This window comes from Methanosarcina sp. WH1 (genome assembly GCF_000970005.1).
In the GTDB taxonomy this organism is placed as follows: Archaea; Halobacteriota; Methanosarcinia; order Methanosarcinales; family Methanosarcinaceae; genus Methanosarcina.
Genome location: NZ_CP009504.1, coordinates 1,791,280 through 1,808,250, shown reverse-complemented (window position 1 = coordinate 1,808,250; position 16,971 = coordinate 1,791,280). Strand labels below are relative to the sequence as shown.

Here is a 16,971-nt window from a genome sequence, read left to right as displayed (position 1 = left end):
GATGTGCCCTCATTTTAATCAGCCTTTTTCAACTCCTCCTCAGAAGCCTCTTATCCTCGAACCTGATAGTAAATTTTGTTTTTTCTCCTTTCTCAAGTTCAATTGTCCCATCTATCTGGTCGACCAAAGCATTCACAAGTTGCAAACCAAGGGTTTCGGGGTTTTTAAAATCGATATTTTCAGGAAAACGTCCTCCATTATCCGAATAAACCAGTGTAAATCCGGGGTACATCCCTGAGTCTGTTATAGCGGTGCCTCTATCGACTGCACTCCCGGATCCCAGAGTCTCAGATTTTCTGCAAAGTGAAATTCTTATTTCTCCCTCGGCACCTTTAGAAAATGCATATTTCAGAGAATTTGAGAAAAGTTCATTAATTATTATTCCGAGGGGAACTGCCGTGTCGATTCCGAGGAATATATGACCTATATCAAGGAAAAGTCGGACATTCTCTTTTCCTACCCTGTAAGAGTAAAGAAGATCAGAAGTCAGTTTCCTGAGATAGGCTGCAAAATCTATGCTTGTCGTATCTTCTGATTTATGAAGCTCCTCATGGATTATGGACATGGAAATGACGCGGTTTTCGCTTTCTCTGAAGGCTTCAATGACATCTTTATCTTTGAACTTATCAGCCTGAAGGCTGAGCAGGGACGAAACTACCTGAAGGTTATTCTTGATCCGGTGATGAATTTCCCTCATACTGATAGCTTCAGCTTTTGCAAGGGTTTCCTCGGCTTTTTTCTTCTGAGTAATATCATAAGTATAACCCTGGACAAATTCGGTATCTCCAGAGATGGTACAGATGTTGTGGATTAACTCATGAACCCACCTTACAGCTCCATCTTTTCGACTTAGCCTGTAATCATATTCCATAATGGAATTAGGGGAAAATCTCATTTTTTTCCGGGTTATATAGAATAATTGCCTGTCTTCCGGATAAATGATATCAGTCAAATTTATTCTGCCGGAGAGGAAGTCTTCTTTGGTGTACCCGGTTATTTCCTCAACAGCCCCTTCCAGAAAGAGAGGGGTAAAATCCCTGTCTACCTTAAATGCGATCCCTTTAAAATTCTGTAAGAATGAACGGTAGAGCTCTTCACTTTCTTTCAGTTTTTCCGAGGAAAGTTTGATTTCTGTAATATCTTTCATCACCCCAAGGGCTTTGCATACACAGCCTTCTTCATCCCTCAGATAGACGCCTTTGTTTTCTACGAAAAAATAGCTTCCATCTTTCCGCCGGAACCTGAATTCTTCATTGAATTTTTCCCCTGTGTTCCAGCACTTCTTAAATTCCTGCTGCACTCTTCTGCGCTCTTCGGGGTGAATGTGATCAAGCCAATCATAGTAAGTAAAATCCTGTATCTCGTTGTAGCTGTAGCCCGTAAGTTCCGTGACTGCTCCTGCCCACTCAACATGTCCGTTTTGCAGGTCAAATTCGTATATCAGCTGCCCGGTCTGTTCGGTAGCCAGCCGATATCTTTCTTCACTCTTTAACAGGTTCTCTTCGGTACGTTTGAGCCCGGTTATATCAAGCATTGTTCCTACAAGCCCTTCCACAGTCCCATTAAGGTTCCTGTATACGGCTTTGTTGAAAAGGAACTGTCGGATTATCCCGTCAGAGCACATGACTCTGGACTCATAAACCTGGCTTCCTCCTCTCTGGAGCAGGTGCCGGTCCACTCTTTTGAAAATGTCCCCTAGTTTGGGTGGAATAGATTCGGAAAGTTCATTAACAGAGCATCTTGTTACTGATTCCTTTGAGCTCCCAAGAATCATCCTCGCAAAGAGTTCATTGCAACCGCGGTAGACCCCTTCTTTGTCTTTATAATACACGGGAGCCGGAATAGTATCAAGCAAAGTTTCAAGAAAATGTATCTTTTCGCGGAGGGTACTCTCTACTTCATATCGTTCAATGGCTAACGAGATCAGAGACGCAACACCATTCAAAAAAGAAGTATCTTCTTTTGTAAATTTCTTTTTCTTTGTGTTGTGAATTGTCAGCACTCCATAGGGCTTTTCAACACTTCCGATCAGGACACTTATTCCACTCTTAATTTCCTGATATCCTTTGAACCCCATTTCATCAATTGAGCCCCTTCTGCTTAATTTTTCTATCTGGAGAGGTTTTTTTGAAAGCACTGTGTACTCGGCAGTCGAAGCCGTGTCTCTTTTAATAACCTTGCCTATATCTTCGATATCCCATCCGATTCCTGTTTCAAACAAAAAGTTTCCATCAGGCAAAAGTTTCAAAATTTTACAATATTCTACGTCAAGCGTAGAAGCAATCAAAGTTAAGGATTCGTCCAGCAGGGTCCGGATGTCCGGGGTTTTGAGAGCCTGTTCGGCAATATGGGAAAGGGCTTCTTGATGCCTATCTACTAAAGGTATTTTTAAGGAAGATAGTTTTTTGGCCTGTTCAGAAAAAGTGGCATCTGATGCCTGGAGTGATGCCTGGAGAATAGTATATTTGCCGTCAGCAGAAGGTATGAAGGTAACTGAATATGTTTTTTCGCCTGCTTCAAGTTCCAGGTATTCTGGCTTATTCTTAAGGGTCGCTTTCTGCACAGTTTGCCAGATATTTACGGGGACTTTTTCTCCAATTCCGCTTCCCCATGCTTCAAGCAATAACTTTCCTGCTTTATTAGCATAGAGAATTAATCCTTCTTTTTCGATTCTAAGGACAGGGTTGGGGCTGTTTAAAAGGAATTCTTCCATCCAGTTTTCTTCTGCCTCATTTTTTCTGTCATCAATGTCTATGCTATCGTCCCCACCTTTAACTGCCTGCTCCTCTTTTTCTTAGCTTTTTTTCCGGATTTTGAGTTTTCTTGCCAAAAAATTTGGGTTTCCTGAATTCGTTTTTATGAAAATCCTATTCCGCAGTCACATGTATAATAAAGTTATTGACTTAGTGAACTACCCCTCCCTGCCTGATGGCGAGGAAGGGGTTTCCTTCGAGTACTTCCGTCATTTAGCTTCGGTATGAACCTCAATTCCATCGGGAAGCCTGTACTGTCGAAGATTATCAACAAATTGTTGATAGCCTGTCCACAAGGCATTTTGCAATAGGTAACGTATCATGATATTGATAGCAGAATTTTTATCTCTATCTATGTTGTTACCACATCATGATATTGATAGCAGAATTTCTATCTCTATCTATGTTGTTACCACAATCACATAACATAACACGTTCCCAGGTAAGCATATCATGTTTTTTTCCACAATAACAACACTTCTTAGACGTGTTTTTTTCATCAATTCTTATTATACGTTTACCTATAATTTCTGCTTTATAGGTCAAGAATTGAACAAATCTGCTTAAATTTCCTAAACCCTGAGTAGAACGATTTTGACCTTTCTTTTGTTTGGTCTTTTTTTGTTTTTTACCATCTTTAACTTTAGGTTGAGCCATTTGTTTTACATCTAAATCCCCAACAATTATAGTATTAGCTCTGGTATTCTCAACCATTGTTTTAGATAGTTTGTGCTGGAAATCCTTAACTTGATTTGCTTTCTTTTTACTCATTTTTGTAACTGCTCTGGCTATTCTCAAAAATCTCCTGCTTTTTACAGAACCTTTTTAAACACCAATGCAATGATCCCTTCTGGATTTAGCTGCATCAATTTTTTGATTCTAGTAATTATCCAGTCTAGGGGTTTTTACCTCAAAGAATTTACCTTCGGTGTTGATAGCAGCAACTATTTTTGTAATGCCCAGATCAATAGCCTGATAAATCCCCTTATCAAAATAAGTATCTTCAATCTCTACATCATAAACAATACATAGAAAAAATTTACCTCTTGCTTTATAGGGATTATCATTAACTATTTCAACCTGTTTTACATTGAGATCTTCAGCTAAGTTACCTATTTCAAAGGATAAAGGCACATTATTTACTTTATGTGAAAATGCGATGATACCATCTTCAATTTTGAAACCACTCTGGTTATATGGAATTGTCATTAGATAATTTCTACCTTTGAAATTAGAAGGTCTTGCTTTCTTGTCACCATTTTTAATATGGGTAAAAAATGAATGGTAGCTACTATCAAGTTTTTTCAAGATTCCTTGAAGTGTTTTAGAATAAACAATATTGTACTCAGGATTACGTATTTTGAAGTCAGGAAGCTTATTTTGTTGTTCTGTATATTTTACAGAACGTTTTTCCTTATTATAAGCATCCTTTCGGTCTGCAAGAGCGAAGTTATACACTACCCGACATTTACCTGATAACTCCCAAAGAACATTAACCTGTTCTTCAGTAGGATAGATTCGTATTTTCTTCGCTAATTGCATAATTATCAATATATATGTAACTATATCCTTAAATACATCTTCATAGTTAGAAAAGGTTACTAAATATAAAGAAACTTTACATTTGCTTAACTGCGAGGCTGCGCTTTCATCCCCCACCTGCCGGCTGATGCCTTCGAGGAAGGGGACTTCCCGCTGTGCTTCCGCACTCCCAAAGTTAATTTTTGGAAATTGTGCTAAAAAATAAAACAAGTGGAGATGTGGCGTGATATTATTCACAACTTTGTAGCTGGACATGAATATATATTAAAAGCCTGTCATTAAAGGTATGTGATACTGGCAGGCATCCGCAACTGATCTCCGGAATACGTATGGGAATGCGCTTACTGCTACATGAAAACATAAATATAATTTCGCGATTTGTGATAGAGGGTATATTTCATGGAAGACTTTAACCAGCTCAAAAGGAAACTTGACGATATGAGTGTTATGGAACTTTATGAGTATATAAAAGAAAAATATCCTGAAAACGAGGAACTTACACTCGGCTCCAAAAAGATAGTAATCAGGAAAATCCTGAACTTCGAAAGAAACCTGCTGAATGAACTGGAAACGGCTGACAAGTAAAGTTCACATTTTCATAGTCACACATAATCACATTTTTTAACCTCCTTCACACTTTTTTAACCTTTTCCCTGGAAGCTCCACATCTGGGGCATTTCCAGGATTTTGGTAGCTCTTCAAACTGCGTGTTCGGAGCTATGGATTGTGAAGAATCACCGAGGTCCGGGTTGTAAAGGTATCCGCAGTTGCTGCATCTGTACATTCTAATCACTTACCTGTTTAACTACCTGTATTCGTTACTTCCTTAACGTTAATTTTTTCCTTTGTTTTTACTTCTTCATACCTTTTTTTCGGGTATCAGATCCAGCCTCTGAGCTGCATGGCTTCGACAACCCTGCCAACAGCAAGCGTATAGGCAGCCTGTCGCATGCCAGTCTTGTTCTTTGCCGCAAAGTCGTGCACTGAATGATATGCTTCTTTCATTTTTTTCTCCAGACGACTCTCAATTTCCCCTTCATCCCATTGTATGCCGGACTCATTCTGTACCATTTCAAAGTACGAAACAATGACCCCACCTCCATTGCAAAGGATATCGGGAATTATATGGACTCCGTTTGAACGAAGGATCTCTTCTGCTTCTCTGGTCGTGGGTCCGTTAGCCATTTCGGCAAGAATTTTTGGTCTAACCCTTTCTGCATTCTCTTCAGTTATTACGTTTTCAAGGGCAGCCGGGATAAAGATATCTACCTTGAGTTCCAGCAATTCTTTGTTGGTGATATTTTTTGCTCCCGGATAGTCCAGTAAGGAACCTGTGGAGTGCTTGTATCCGGAAACATCTTCAGGGTCAAGCCCACTTTCTGAGTAGATAGCCCCTTTACTGTCGCTTACAGCCACGACTTTGCAGCCGAAGAGTTTCTTTGCAAGGAAAGCAGCATGGTATCCAACGTTCCCGAATCCCTGGACAGCGACCTTCGAGGCTTTAAGGTCCATTCCGTGTTCTTTTGCAGCTTCCCGTATAGTATACAGGCCGCCTTTAGCTGTTGCATCGAACCTGCCTGCAGAACCCCCGAGACTTGTGGGTTTGCCTGTAATAGCGCCAAAGACGTTTTTTCCTGCCAGTTTCGAGTACTCGTCCATCATCCAGGCCATAATTTGCGGATTTGTATACATGTCAGGAGCAGGTATATCCCTATCAGGGCCTATGATCTGGTAAATCCCACGAATGTATGCTCTGCTCAGGCGTTCCAGCTCCCTATGTGAGAGCTCTTTTGGAGAGCAGACAATTCCTCCTTTTGCTCCACCCAGAGGCAGTTTATGGAGAGCGCATTTCCAGGTCATCAGGGCTGCAAGAGCTCTAATTGTTTCCATCGTTTCCTCAGGATGAAAACGGATACCTCCTTTAGTAGGTCCCAGAGCTTCGTTGTACTGAACCCTGAAGCCTTTAAAAACCTTTATGGACCCGTCATCCATGTGGATCGGCAGGGAAACGTAGAGCTCTCGCATGGGCATTTTCAGGAACGCTTCCATGTCAGAGGTGAGCTTGAGACCTGCAGAACAGGTGCATAAATGCTGTTTTACATCATCAAGAAGTTTATAATCAGAACTCACATGTATCCCCTTTAATATAATGTTTCCGAAATTTATAGTCCTCACAGTGGTCAGGAAAATAATAACTAAAAAACACTTACTTATCCTGAGACTTACTTATCCTGAGACTTACTTATCCTGAGACTTACTTATCCTGAGACTTACTTATCCTGAGACTTACTTATCCTGAGACTTACTTATCCTGAGATTTACTTATCCTGAGACTTACTTATCTTACATCTAAAACCACTTCCCACTTCATATCTCAAAAGCTGGTCTCAAAAGCTGATACCTTTAAAAAAGCGTCTTTACAAATGTCCCGAAAGCTTTCATGAGCCTCAGGGAGTTTCCTGAAAACATAAGTTTCCTCATAAGGACAGATGGGTGATCCATATCTCCATACTCCGTGATTGTATTCAGGATGGAAGGGGTGTTTAACGAGCCTATGAATTCGTTCAATTGATTATTTTCCAGCTTTCCCATGTAATCATGGATTCTCATGCCTATTTCGAGTTCTTTTGCCAGGCCTTTTCGCCAGAGCCGGTCGTATTCGGAAAGCCTGAGTGCAGAGGTATTTCCTTCAAGGGCAGCTTCAGCTGCAATTTTTCCTGCGATTTTTGCTGCAAAAGCTCCTGTATAGACTCCTCCCCCTGATGTAGGTTTAGCCTGCCCTGCTGCATCCCCTGCGAGCAGGATACCGTCAGAAAATGTTTTTTCCGGGGGGCCGATTGGAATTCCCCCAACCACAAAATCAAGCATGCCCCCTGAATACTTTGCTTTTATGTGGGGGTTTGAGTAAAGGAATTTTTTGAGATAAAAAAGCGGAGATTTATCTCCAATACCGCTTTTGCAGGCAAGCCCTGGCTCAACTGCAAGCCCGATTCTTGACACCTTTTCATCAAGGGGAACGGTCCAGGCAAAGAAACCGGGGGCTGAAGAGCCTGGGAACAGTTCAACAAAATCGCTGTCATCCGAGGTGTAGGGAGCTTCGATCTGAATGCCGGGGAGTATGCGTGCAGGTTTTCCAAGACCTGCATAACTGGCTATCTGGCTTTTTACCCCATCTGCCCCGATAACTACGGAGGTGAATATGGTTTCGGGCTTTCCGTTTCTAAGTATTTTGAGCTTTACAGGTGAGCCCTTTTTTTTCCTATTTTTTTCTGTCCCGGCCCCGGCTTCAGAGCTCTCTTTTTCAAATCCTATCGCCCTTGTTTTCAGGAAGAGTTCAACGCCTTCTTCCACAGCCATTACCGCAAGGGTACGATCAAAGTTTTTCCGGGAGACAACATACGCCTTTGTCTGCTTTCCATCAATTGGCAGGCACTGCCCATCAGGAGCATGCACAAAAGCCCCACGCACAGAGTTAAACACAAATTCGTCCGAAGGCCTGAGTTCGCACTCTGCAACTGCTCTTGTGCTCAGCAGCCCTGTACAGCCGACAGGAGAACCTATTGAGGAGTGCTCTTCGAGCAGGAGAACCTTTGCCCCATTCAGGGCTGCATAACGGGCAGCAGTAGAGCCCACTGGACCTGCTCCTACCACAACAACATCATACTTCATACGGTATCACGTTTGAATAACAAGCTTATCTTTTGAGGAAAGCTTTAATGCCTTCCAGGGAAACTTTAATGCATTCTCAGTAAGTTTAATATATCCTTACTTCCTATTCTTAATAAAAATAACAGTTTTAATATATGATTGTAGAAATATTTAAAAATTAAGTTATACCTTTATGGTTTTTGAAGATATTATCAGGTTTTCTTTTATTGTACCTTCCCTTTCCCTCAAAATATTGATATATCGATAAACGCATCCTTACTGAAAACTGAACGATAAGATACTTAACCATTTCTTCGAACCACCGGTCAGGGCTTCCATGCAGCAGAAAAAAGATAAATACCAGACTTCAAGCTCACAAAAACAACAAAGAAACAGTTCAAGTTCAGGCAGGAAAAGACCTCAAACCCGCGAAAAGAGGGCAGAAAACAGGTCCCGTGATTTTAAAGAACAATCCTCTGCCAGAAAGAGCTCTGGCTCTGAAAAGCATCTGGACCTGGTTTTTTCAAAAAAAAAATCTTCTCCTCGCTCTCCTCGTTTTGAATATGAAGATGACTACATTTTCTGGTGCAGAAAATGCAACCTGCCTCTCATAGGGGAAGAGTGCGGGATCTGCGGCAGTAAGGGTGAGATACTCCATCTTTCCCAGCCTGCCGACGTAAGGTTTTGCTCCCCTTATGAGCGCGAAGTCATTGAAAAGCAGCTAATTTCAACCTTCGGTTGCGATCCTCTGGGAGACCGACTTATTCTCCTGAACAAAATACCCGGAGAAGACAAAACTGACGAGGTTCTCATAGACGGATTTATTTTCGGAGTACTCCGTTTCGAACTTTCAAAAATGGACTATAGCTTTGAGCCTTCCCTTCAGGGAGCAAAAATTCTCCTCAAGTCTGCTGAAGGCAGAAACGTCGAACTTAAGAAAACAAACAGGCACCTTAATGGAAAAAACGTGGCGTCAGGGCTTATAGAGTCTTTTGCTGCAAACATTAAAGCAGGGGATTTTGTCCTTTTGACCGCGGGAAACCTTAGCGGATATGGAGTTTCTTACATTGACGGTGCAGATTTTGCAGCCCAGGAGAACCTAGCAAAGCCCAAAGCTCTATCCGGGACCGGCGTTCAACCTGAAGTCAGAGCCCCATCTAAAGTCAGAGCCCTACCCGAGTACGAAACCAACTCCCCATCTGAGACCGAAACAAAAGTTCTCAGGGTCAGAAAGGTTGACAGCAGCGAAGCATTCCTGCACCCCAAGACTCCGGATTTAAGTGTCTGCATAGAAGCTAACAAAAAACACCTGCAGGTCCTGGGGAAAAATGCCATCAACACCATCCGCGGGATTATTTCCAGAAACGAGTATAGGAACCTGCCTGTGTATGTTTCATTCAGCGGGGGAAAAGACAGTCTTGTGGTGATGGACCTGGCAAAGTCTGCTCTCAAGCAAAGGGAGTTTAAGGCTTTTTTCCTGAACACAGGAATCGAATTCCCTGAAACTGTGGAGTTTGCACGGGATTTATGCCGCGAAATGAAAGTCCCGCTTGAAGAAATGAGTGCAGGCTCCTCTTTCTGGGAGCAGGTAGAAAAGTTCGGGCCTCCCGCAAAGGACTTCCGCTGGTGCTGCAAAGTCTGCAAACTGGCTTCGGCAGGAGACCTGGAAACAGAAAAAGGAACCTGTTCCCTTTCAGGAAAGGAAGCTGCAAACGCAGTTGCCTACCTGACAATAGACGGCAAGCGGAAGCATGAATCCTTTTCCAGGGCAAGAATTGCGGCGAGTGAGACAAACCCCTTCGTCCCTGCGCAGCTCAATATTTTCCCAATCAGAGATTGGCGTGCGCTTGATGTCTGGCTCTATATCTACTGGAGGGGGCTTTCCTACAACCCCCTTTACGATCAGGGTTTTGAGAGGGTTGGGTGCTGGCTCTGCCCATCTGCCCTTGCTGCCGAGTATGCCAGGGTAAAAGAGCTGCATCCTGAGATGCACACCAGGTGGAACGCCTTCCTGCTTGAATGGGCAAAAAAGCACGGGCTTTCGGAAAAGTTCGTCGAACATGGGTTCTGGCGCTGGAAGGAGTTGCCTCCGAAAATGCTAAGGCTGGCAGAGGAGCTTGGAATCTCTGTCCTTGCGGAGGAAAAAGCTGAAGCCTTTGAAATTGAGGTGGTGGGAGGAATTTCCCCCTGCAAAGCAGGAGGCTTTTCTGTAGAGGCAGGAGTTAAGGGCATCAGGGAAAAAGAAGCTGCAGATTTTATCAATGTGCTTGGGAAAACTGTTTATGCAGAAGAACTGGGCATGCTGCTGGTCAAAACCGGAACCGGAACTGTGAAATTTTTCTCTAATGGAAACCTGCTCGTAAGCTCGGAAACAAAGGAAAAAGCTGTCTGCCTTTTTAAAGAGGCTGCAAAACAGTTTGTCAGGCTTTCCCGCTGTACGGGGTGCGGTATATGTGAAAAAGCCTGTCCTGTAGGGGCGATTTCAATTAAAGAAGGAAAACCTCATGTAAGTGAAACCTGTATAAGGTGTGGAAAATGCATGGAGTCCTGCGTGGTAACGAGATATTTCAACAAACTTGTGCCCGGGCTGGATGAAAAACTAAAAGTTTGAACGGGAAAAAATGAATCCTGAGGTCTGAATTTGCTGTTCTGTTCGTAATTATATGATATTTTTAAATAGTTCCTAATTATATTTTCATATTATACCTGTAATCTCACCGTGCCCTTTCAGGCCACATACCTTCAAAACTTCCCGGCAATATCAGATAATCTGTTATTTGCCTGACATAGCCCCCCACATACTAACTAAACGTTCAAACAATGCATACAATAGTATTTCATACAATAGTATTTGCATCTAACTTTGAGTTTAACAATATTTACATTCAGACTAATTTGATACCTCTGTTTCCGGTTCACGAATTTGATAATCTTTACCTCTAATTAATTGATTTAATTACTACAATCTATTATCATAATGGAACTGAAAAATGCGATTTAATTACCCGCCTGACGGAGTCAGCCAGATTATTGCCAGCCGTTGGAAAATAGGAGTAGCCCTTGCATTAGCTGTGCTTTTGTTCTTCGCTTTCCTGATCCTGCTGCCCCTGGCAGACGGAATTGTACTCGGGATAGTCTTTGCTTATATTGCCAGGCCTGTCCAGGTGAAATTTGGGAAGTACCGAAAAATCGGGGCTCTGATAGCCAGCCTTTTCATTTTCATCCCTATAGTATTCATTGTAGGAGCCGGAGTTGTTGAGATCCTTAACCAGATCTCCTGGATTCTTGAACACCAGACTTCGGTCATGAGCGGAATTTTAGATTTTATAAATGCTCTGGAAATTCCGGAAACATATGTTGAAAGGATAAATAATGCTATATGGAACCTCTTTACCTCCCTGCTCCCTGCAGTCGGCAGCGTAGGTTTAATCTCATATGCCCAGAGCATCGGTCTCTTTGTTATTAATTTCATAGTTTCGATTTTTTTCTGTTATTTCCTGCTTGCCGATGGGGACAGGCTTTATTGCGCTTTTCTTGGCGTGATACCTGGTGATTACCGGGGCATCGTAAACCGTTATGCGGCTCATCTGGACCTTATCCTTAAGGGAGTTTTCATAGGCAATGCTTACTCTGCCCTCATAGTAAGTGTGACTTCTGTTGTCGTTTTTTACACGTTTGGATATCGCCACGTTCTGGCACTTGCAACCCTTATCTTCATAGCTTCGGTTATCCCTCTTTTTGCCGGGTATATGGTGCTTGTGCCCCTGTCTTTAATACGTTATTTAGAACAGGGGTTTGAAAGTGCATTTCTTTTTTTTGTGGTTTCTTCCCTTGTAATTTACGGCCCTCCCGAACTGATCCTCAGACCTTTCCTGACCGGCATGAAATCAAAGATCCATCCGATGCTGCTCATGCTTGCTTTCTTAGGAGGGGCTTTTGTTGGAGGAATTGCAGGTTTTTTTGCAGCCCCTATTCTTCTGGGAGCACTCGTTGCAGCTTACAGAGTTTATCAGGAGCAGATACATCCTGAACTTGCAGCACAGGCTGATCTCTACCTCAAAAACCTGAAAAAATTCTGCCAGGACTGATTGAGAAAATAGCTCTCAATGAAGCGAAAGGGATTGTTTTATATCATTGCAGGATGTTAGGACTGTCATATATTCTTCTTTACTCCCTTTAATCAAGATCTACTGACGTGTACAGACCTCAAACAGTCCTGAAATCAGGTCCTGGTATTAAATCGTAATACTAAGGGTCCTGATATTAAATCGTAATACTAAGTCAGATACTGTTTGACCCTCTGTTTGATCCAGAACCGAAATCAATCGGAACATATATTCGGCTTAGAAAACACAGGTGATAGAATGCAGTTATTGCTCATTCACTCTGATTATATTGAATACCAAACCAAAAAACAAACTCCAGTTGCTGAAAAAATAGAAGATTCCTTAAAGTCAGGCAGACTTGAGGAAGCTCTCGCTGCTTTTACGGCTGTGGAAAGCGTGGATGAAGCCAATCCGGAAGAAGCCATAGAAAAAGCTGTTTCTGAAATAAAAAAGGTGGCAGCCCAGGTAAAAACCGACCGTATAATGCTTTATCCATATGCCCACCTGAGCTCTGACCTTTCTTCCCCGAAAGTTGCAGTAGCGGTCTTAAAAGGAATTGAAAAAGCCCTCTCAGGAAAATATGAGGTAAAAAGGGCTCCTTTTGGATGGTACAAATCCTTTACTGTAAGCTGTAAGGGGCATCCTCTCTCCGAACTTTCCAGGAGCATCCGTCCCGAGGGAACAGCAAAGGCAGTATGCAAAACCGTAGCAGTCGAGGAAAAAGAAGAGGTAGTTTCCGAGGCTCTGAAGGCTGAGGGTACTGCAAGGTCTTACTGGCGCATCCTTACTCCGGACGGTGAGCTCCATGAAGTCGAGGGCTTTGACCTTGCTCCTTACCCGAAACTTCAGAAGTTTATGAATTATGAAATTTCCAAAAGCAGGGCAGTTGAGCGTGCTCCCCCCCATGTTGAACTAATGCGGAGACTTGAGCTTGCAGACTACGAGCCAGGGTCAGACTCGGGAAACATGCGCTATTACCCCAAGGGAAGGCTTATCAAGTCCCTCCTGGAAAACTATGTGCTTGATGTCGCAACCGATTTCGGGGCGATGGAAGTCGAAACTCCTCTGATGTATGACATGAACCACCCGACTCTTAAGAAATACCTGGACAGGTTCCCTGCAAGGCAGTATTCCATCGAGTCGGACAAGCGGCAAATGTTCCTGCGCTTTGCAGCCTGTTTCGGGCAGTTCCTTATGAACCACGACATGACGATCTCCTACAAAAACCTGCCTTTAAGGATGATCGAAATGACCCGCTACAGTTTCAGAAAAGAACAGCGCGGGGAACTTGTGGGCTTAAGAAGACTTCGGGCTTTTACCATGCCGGATATGCACACCCTTTGTGAGGACATGGGACAGGCTGTAAACCAGTTCAAGCAACAGTATGACCTCTGTATCGACGTGCTTGAAAATATGGGAATTCATGTTGACGATTACGAGGTTGCCATCCGCTTCACAAAGGATTTCTATGAGTCTAATAAAGACCTGGTAGTAAGCATGGCAAAGACCGTCGACAAGCCCGTGCTTGTGGAAATGTGGGATACCCGTTTCTTCTACTTCGTGCTCAAGTTCGAATTTAACTTCGTAGATGCCCTTGCTAAGGCAAGCGCCCTTTCCACTGTCCAGATCGATGTGGAAAATGCTGAAAGGTACGATATCTCTTATGTGAGCGCTGACGGTAAACTGGAAAGGCCGACCGTTCTCCACTGCTCTCCTAGCGGGGCAATCGAACGCTGTATCTATGCTCTCCTTGAAAAAGCTGCAATGGAAACCGAAGAAGGGAAAGTCCCGATACTACCTTTATGGCTTTCTCCCACTCAGGTAAGGATTGTGCCGATTTCCGAGAAACACCTCACTTTTGCCGAAGAGATTTCAAAGAAACTGGACTGCAGGGTTGATATTGATGACCGCGACCTGTCCATAGGAAAGAAGGTAAGGGAAGCGGGCAGGGAATGGGTGCCGTATGTTGTGGTTATTGGAGATCAGGAAATAGAGGAAGGCACGCTTAACGTAACCGTCCGGGCAGAGTCCCAACAGAATAAGCCTAAAAAAGTTCAGATGACCCCGGAAGAACTTAATTCCTGCATAAAAGAAGAAACTGCTGGCAAGCCTTACAGGAAACTGCCTCTTGCAAAGTATCTTTCTGCAAGACCAAAGTTCTTCTAAACTTTCAAATTTCCTTTTACGGAAGATCTCAAAGGATAAGGAACCTCTAAAACGAACCTTTTCCCTTGACTTTTCCGTACAGAAATTGTTGCAGTTCATGATTTCTGCAGTCTTACATTTCAGTACAATAATGGCTCTTTATATATCCATAGTATATATTCCACAACTTTATATTATAGTAATTCTTATACCTCCGTAATTCTTATATCACGGTAGTTCTTATTATTGGTAAAGGATTTCTTTTAACTAAAAGCAGTTCAAACATGCTCTTTTCGATTTCAGAACGAAAGGAGATGGCCCAGGTTTTCTGGACTGAAGTTTTTTATCCGTTATTTTGTAGTTATTAGGGGAGTTAATTCTTCGAAGATTTCCAGTTGCATGGACGATTTCCAGTTGCATGGACGATTTCCTGTGCGTGGGACATGCAATTTCCCGGATAATTCTTTGAAAGATAACTTTCTGGTTTTAGCATATACTGAAAATTTCATAGAGTGAAAAGAGTGAGGACAGCTTACTGATGACAATTTCAAATGAAGCCTCAGCTGGCATGGAAACAGTCGAGCTCGAGCCCTTGAGGGAAGATAAGAAGAAAATCTTTAAGGATATTCTGGAATATTTTGAAACCCATCAGAGAGGCTATATCAAAGTTCCTACTGGTTGGGGAAAGACTTTTCTTTCAAAACATATAATGAAAAAATATTACGAGGAAGGAAAACTTGTACTTTTCCTTATTTCTAAAAATAACCCTCTCCTGAGCCAGACTTACTACGATAGGAAAAAAAACAGGCCCCTCTTTCCCAATAGTGCGCTCCTCTCTTCCAAACATAAGGTATCTAGAAAAGAGATTGCAGAAGCCCTTAAAAAATCCGGGCAGGAAAAAGGTGAAGGCTTTGTGCTCTTTGCTTCTCTGCAAACAGTACTCGGAAAACAGGCATCCGAAATCAAAGAACTGCTTCTCGAGTATACCGACCTTGCAATCGTGGATGAGATCCACAACTTCATCAATAACAGGGGAAACGATTTTCTCAATGAGTTCGGAGAACGGACCAGAATCCTGGGGATGACTGCAACTCCTTTTCAGGGTGTGGTCGGAAATGTTAAATTCGTGGACGAAATTGCCGGGGATATGAGGGAGGTCTATGCAAAGACTCTTCCAGAATGTATTCTTGACGAAGAACTTGCACCCCTTAAGTATACGATTGCTGAAAGTTCGGAAGATATATTTGAGATCTTTGACTTTGAAAAAGGGCTGGATGAACTTGATAAACAGGACCTTTACCTTGACTGCAGCACTGTTGATAAATTGAAAAAAGTTATCCGTAGAACTCAGCTCGCAAAAGATGTATATGATTCTATGGTAAAGCAGAGATATGCAAAAACCCTTGTATTCTGCGCCCCTGTCCGGAAGCGGGTCTATGGAGCCGGAGCAGACGGAAAGGAAATCAACGCGTTCCATGCAAAACTCACCGCCTCGGTTTTCAACGGGGAAATATCTATCCCAGAGCTGGAAAAGGACTCTGATCCCGTCTTACCTCTTGATTTTAAGAATTATACTCCTGAAGGGGAATTCACATATGCCGCTTTTATAACCTCTGAGCTGCCTAAGGAAGAACAGAATGCTCTTCTTGCAGCTTTCAGGGAAGCAGGAAAGCCTCCCTATGTCCTTTGCACGGTCGGCATGCTGATCGAAGGTTTTGATTTCCCGGGACTTGAAACCCTTATCCTTCTGCGGCCAACCCTTAGTATGCGGCTCTTTGAACAGCAGGTAGGAAGGGTTACAAGGCTTTCACCTGTTTCCGGGAAGTATAGGGGAAACATCTTTGAGATTGCGGACAGCATCGGTTCCCTCTATCAGCATTTCGGAGAAGGGGTTTTCAACGGGGAAAAGGTTGACCAGGTCCAGATGCTCCAGCCTGAAATCCGTCTTGAAGAGCTGTTCTCCGAAGGAGATGCGGCTCGGGCAATTGAGGAAGGAAAAATAGAAATCTGCAAGGTAGACTTCAGAAACTTCAGGAAAGGCAAGGGAAAAAGAAAGGGCATACAGGCAAAAGAGGTCCCTGTAAGGCTTCCTCCAACTGCTCTTCGGGCAAAATATTTCTCACGCCTTCTTGCCATCACCGAGGAAAAAGATATCGGAGCCTTTGAACGGGAAAAGCGGGAACTTATGCGGGGAGCCTTGAGGTTCAGGGTTAGGGAACTTAGAGACGCAGAAGAGATCGCGAACCTTTCCGACCAGATAAACAGGCTCAAGAGGGAAGCCTACGAAGACCGCAGGTTAGGGGATGTTTCAAGGCAGCACAAGCCCAAGGTCTTCGGGGAGGTTGAATGGCTCCTTAAACTTCAGGCCTTAAATTCCCTGAAGTATGACGGTGCACGCATTTCGATGCCTGAGAAAAATAAAATTTTAAGGACCCTGGGATTTGAGCCCGATTTAAGGAAGATAGACAGCTACAGACTTAAATGTCTGAAAATAGGTTCTGCCCAGAAAACTATTCCCGACCTTGTCAAGGTTCTTGGGTTCGTAAGCCGCCTCTCATCTTCTGAAACCTACCAGTTCCTTGATAAAAAGAAAAAAGAACAGTGGAAAAGGGAGTTTTTGCCTGCAGTCTACTGGGGTTTCTGCTTTATTGATGATTCTCCAGAAATCAGGGAGCTTTTCGAGTCCACGGAATGGGACCGGCGGGTCAAGAATATTATCCGGCAAAAATAATCTAATCCACGGAACAATAGGCTCCTCCGCCAGCTTGTCTGGCGGC

The 16,971-nt window shown here is 43.1% G+C and carries 11 protein-coding genes; 5 read left to right on the top strand and 6 right to left on the bottom strand.

Annotated features, from left to right (window positions below; translation table 11 throughout):
* Positions 1-28: 28 nt before the first annotated feature.
* The 3 genes from MSWH1_RS07965 to MSWH1_RS17485 form a co-directional block, all read right to left on the bottom strand.
* Entirely contained in the window at positions 29-2,713 is a 2,685-nt protein-coding gene (locus MSWH1_RS07965) for a PAS domain S-box protein (protein ID WP_048127576.1), read from the bottom strand.
* A 400-nt stretch (positions 2,714-3,113) separates the two neighbouring features.
* Positions 3,114-3,551 carry an RNA-guided endonuclease TnpB family protein gene (locus MSWH1_RS17490; protein WP_052722684.1) on the bottom strand — a complete coding sequence of 146 codons (438 nt, stop codon included), beginning with the start codon at positions 3,549-3,551 and terminating at the stop codon, positions 3,114-3,116.
* Positions 3,552-3,632: 81 nt separating this feature from the next.
* A complete protein-coding gene (locus MSWH1_RS17485; RefSeq protein WP_052723144.1) occupies positions 3,633-4,550 on the bottom strand; it encodes a helix-turn-helix domain-containing protein in 918 nt (305 codons plus the stop codon).
* Positions 4,551-4,694: 144 nt separating this feature from the next.
* Here MSWH1_RS17485 and MSWH1_RS07955 point away from each other — a divergent pair, with 144 nt between their 5' ends.
* Positions 4,695-4,880 carry a hypothetical protein gene (locus MSWH1_RS07955; RefSeq protein WP_048127575.1) on the top strand — a complete coding sequence of 62 codons (186 nt, stop codon included), beginning with the start codon at positions 4,695-4,697 and terminating at the stop codon, positions 4,878-4,880.
* A gap of 46 nt (positions 4,881-4,926) precedes the next feature.
* Here the strand turns inward: MSWH1_RS07955 and MSWH1_RS07950 are convergent, their stop codons facing one another.
* The 3 genes from MSWH1_RS07950 to MSWH1_RS07940 form a co-directional block, all read right to left on the bottom strand.
* Complete coding sequence (locus MSWH1_RS07950; RefSeq protein ID WP_048127573.1) at positions 4,927-5,079, bottom strand: rubredoxin; 153 nt, start codon at positions 5,077-5,079, stop codon at positions 4,927-4,929.
* A gap of 95 nt (positions 5,080-5,174) precedes the next feature.
* A complete protein-coding gene (locus MSWH1_RS19620) occupies positions 5,175-6,425 on the bottom strand; it encodes a Glu/Leu/Phe/Val dehydrogenase (protein WP_231591936.1) in 1,251 nt (416 codons plus the stop codon).
* Positions 6,426-6,698: 273 nt separating this feature from the next.
* Positions 6,699-7,964: an NAD(P)/FAD-dependent oxidoreductase gene (locus MSWH1_RS07940; protein WP_048127571.1), complete on the bottom strand. Its 1,266-nt coding sequence runs from the start codon at positions 7,962-7,964 to the stop codon at positions 6,699-6,701.
* Between the two features lie 316 nt (positions 7,965-8,280).
* Here MSWH1_RS07940 and MSWH1_RS07935 point away from each other — a divergent pair, with 316 nt between their 5' ends.
* From MSWH1_RS07935 to MSWH1_RS07920, 4 genes are all read left to right on the top strand, one after another.
* Entirely contained in the window at positions 8,281-10,554 is a 2,274-nt protein-coding gene (locus MSWH1_RS07935) for a phosphoadenosine phosphosulfate reductase family protein (RefSeq protein ID WP_048127569.1), read from the top strand.
* A 379-nt stretch (positions 10,555-10,933) separates the two neighbouring features.
* On the top strand, positions 10,934-12,031 hold the full coding sequence (locus tag MSWH1_RS07930) for an AI-2E family transporter (protein ID WP_048127567.1): 1,098 nt from the start codon (positions 10,934-10,936) through the stop codon (positions 12,029-12,031).
* Positions 12,032-12,307: 276 nt separating this feature from the next.
* The gene (locus MSWH1_RS07925) at positions 12,308-14,215 is read left to right on the top strand and encodes a threonine--tRNA ligase (protein WP_048127565.1); all 1,908 of its coding nucleotides are present in this window, start codon (positions 12,308-12,310) and stop codon (positions 14,213-14,215) included.
* Between the two features lie 517 nt (positions 14,216-14,732).
* A complete protein-coding gene (locus MSWH1_RS07920; protein WP_048127563.1) occupies positions 14,733-16,925 on the top strand; it encodes a DEAD/DEAH box helicase in 2,193 nt (730 codons plus the stop codon).
* Positions 16,926-16,971 lie beyond the last annotated feature (46 nt).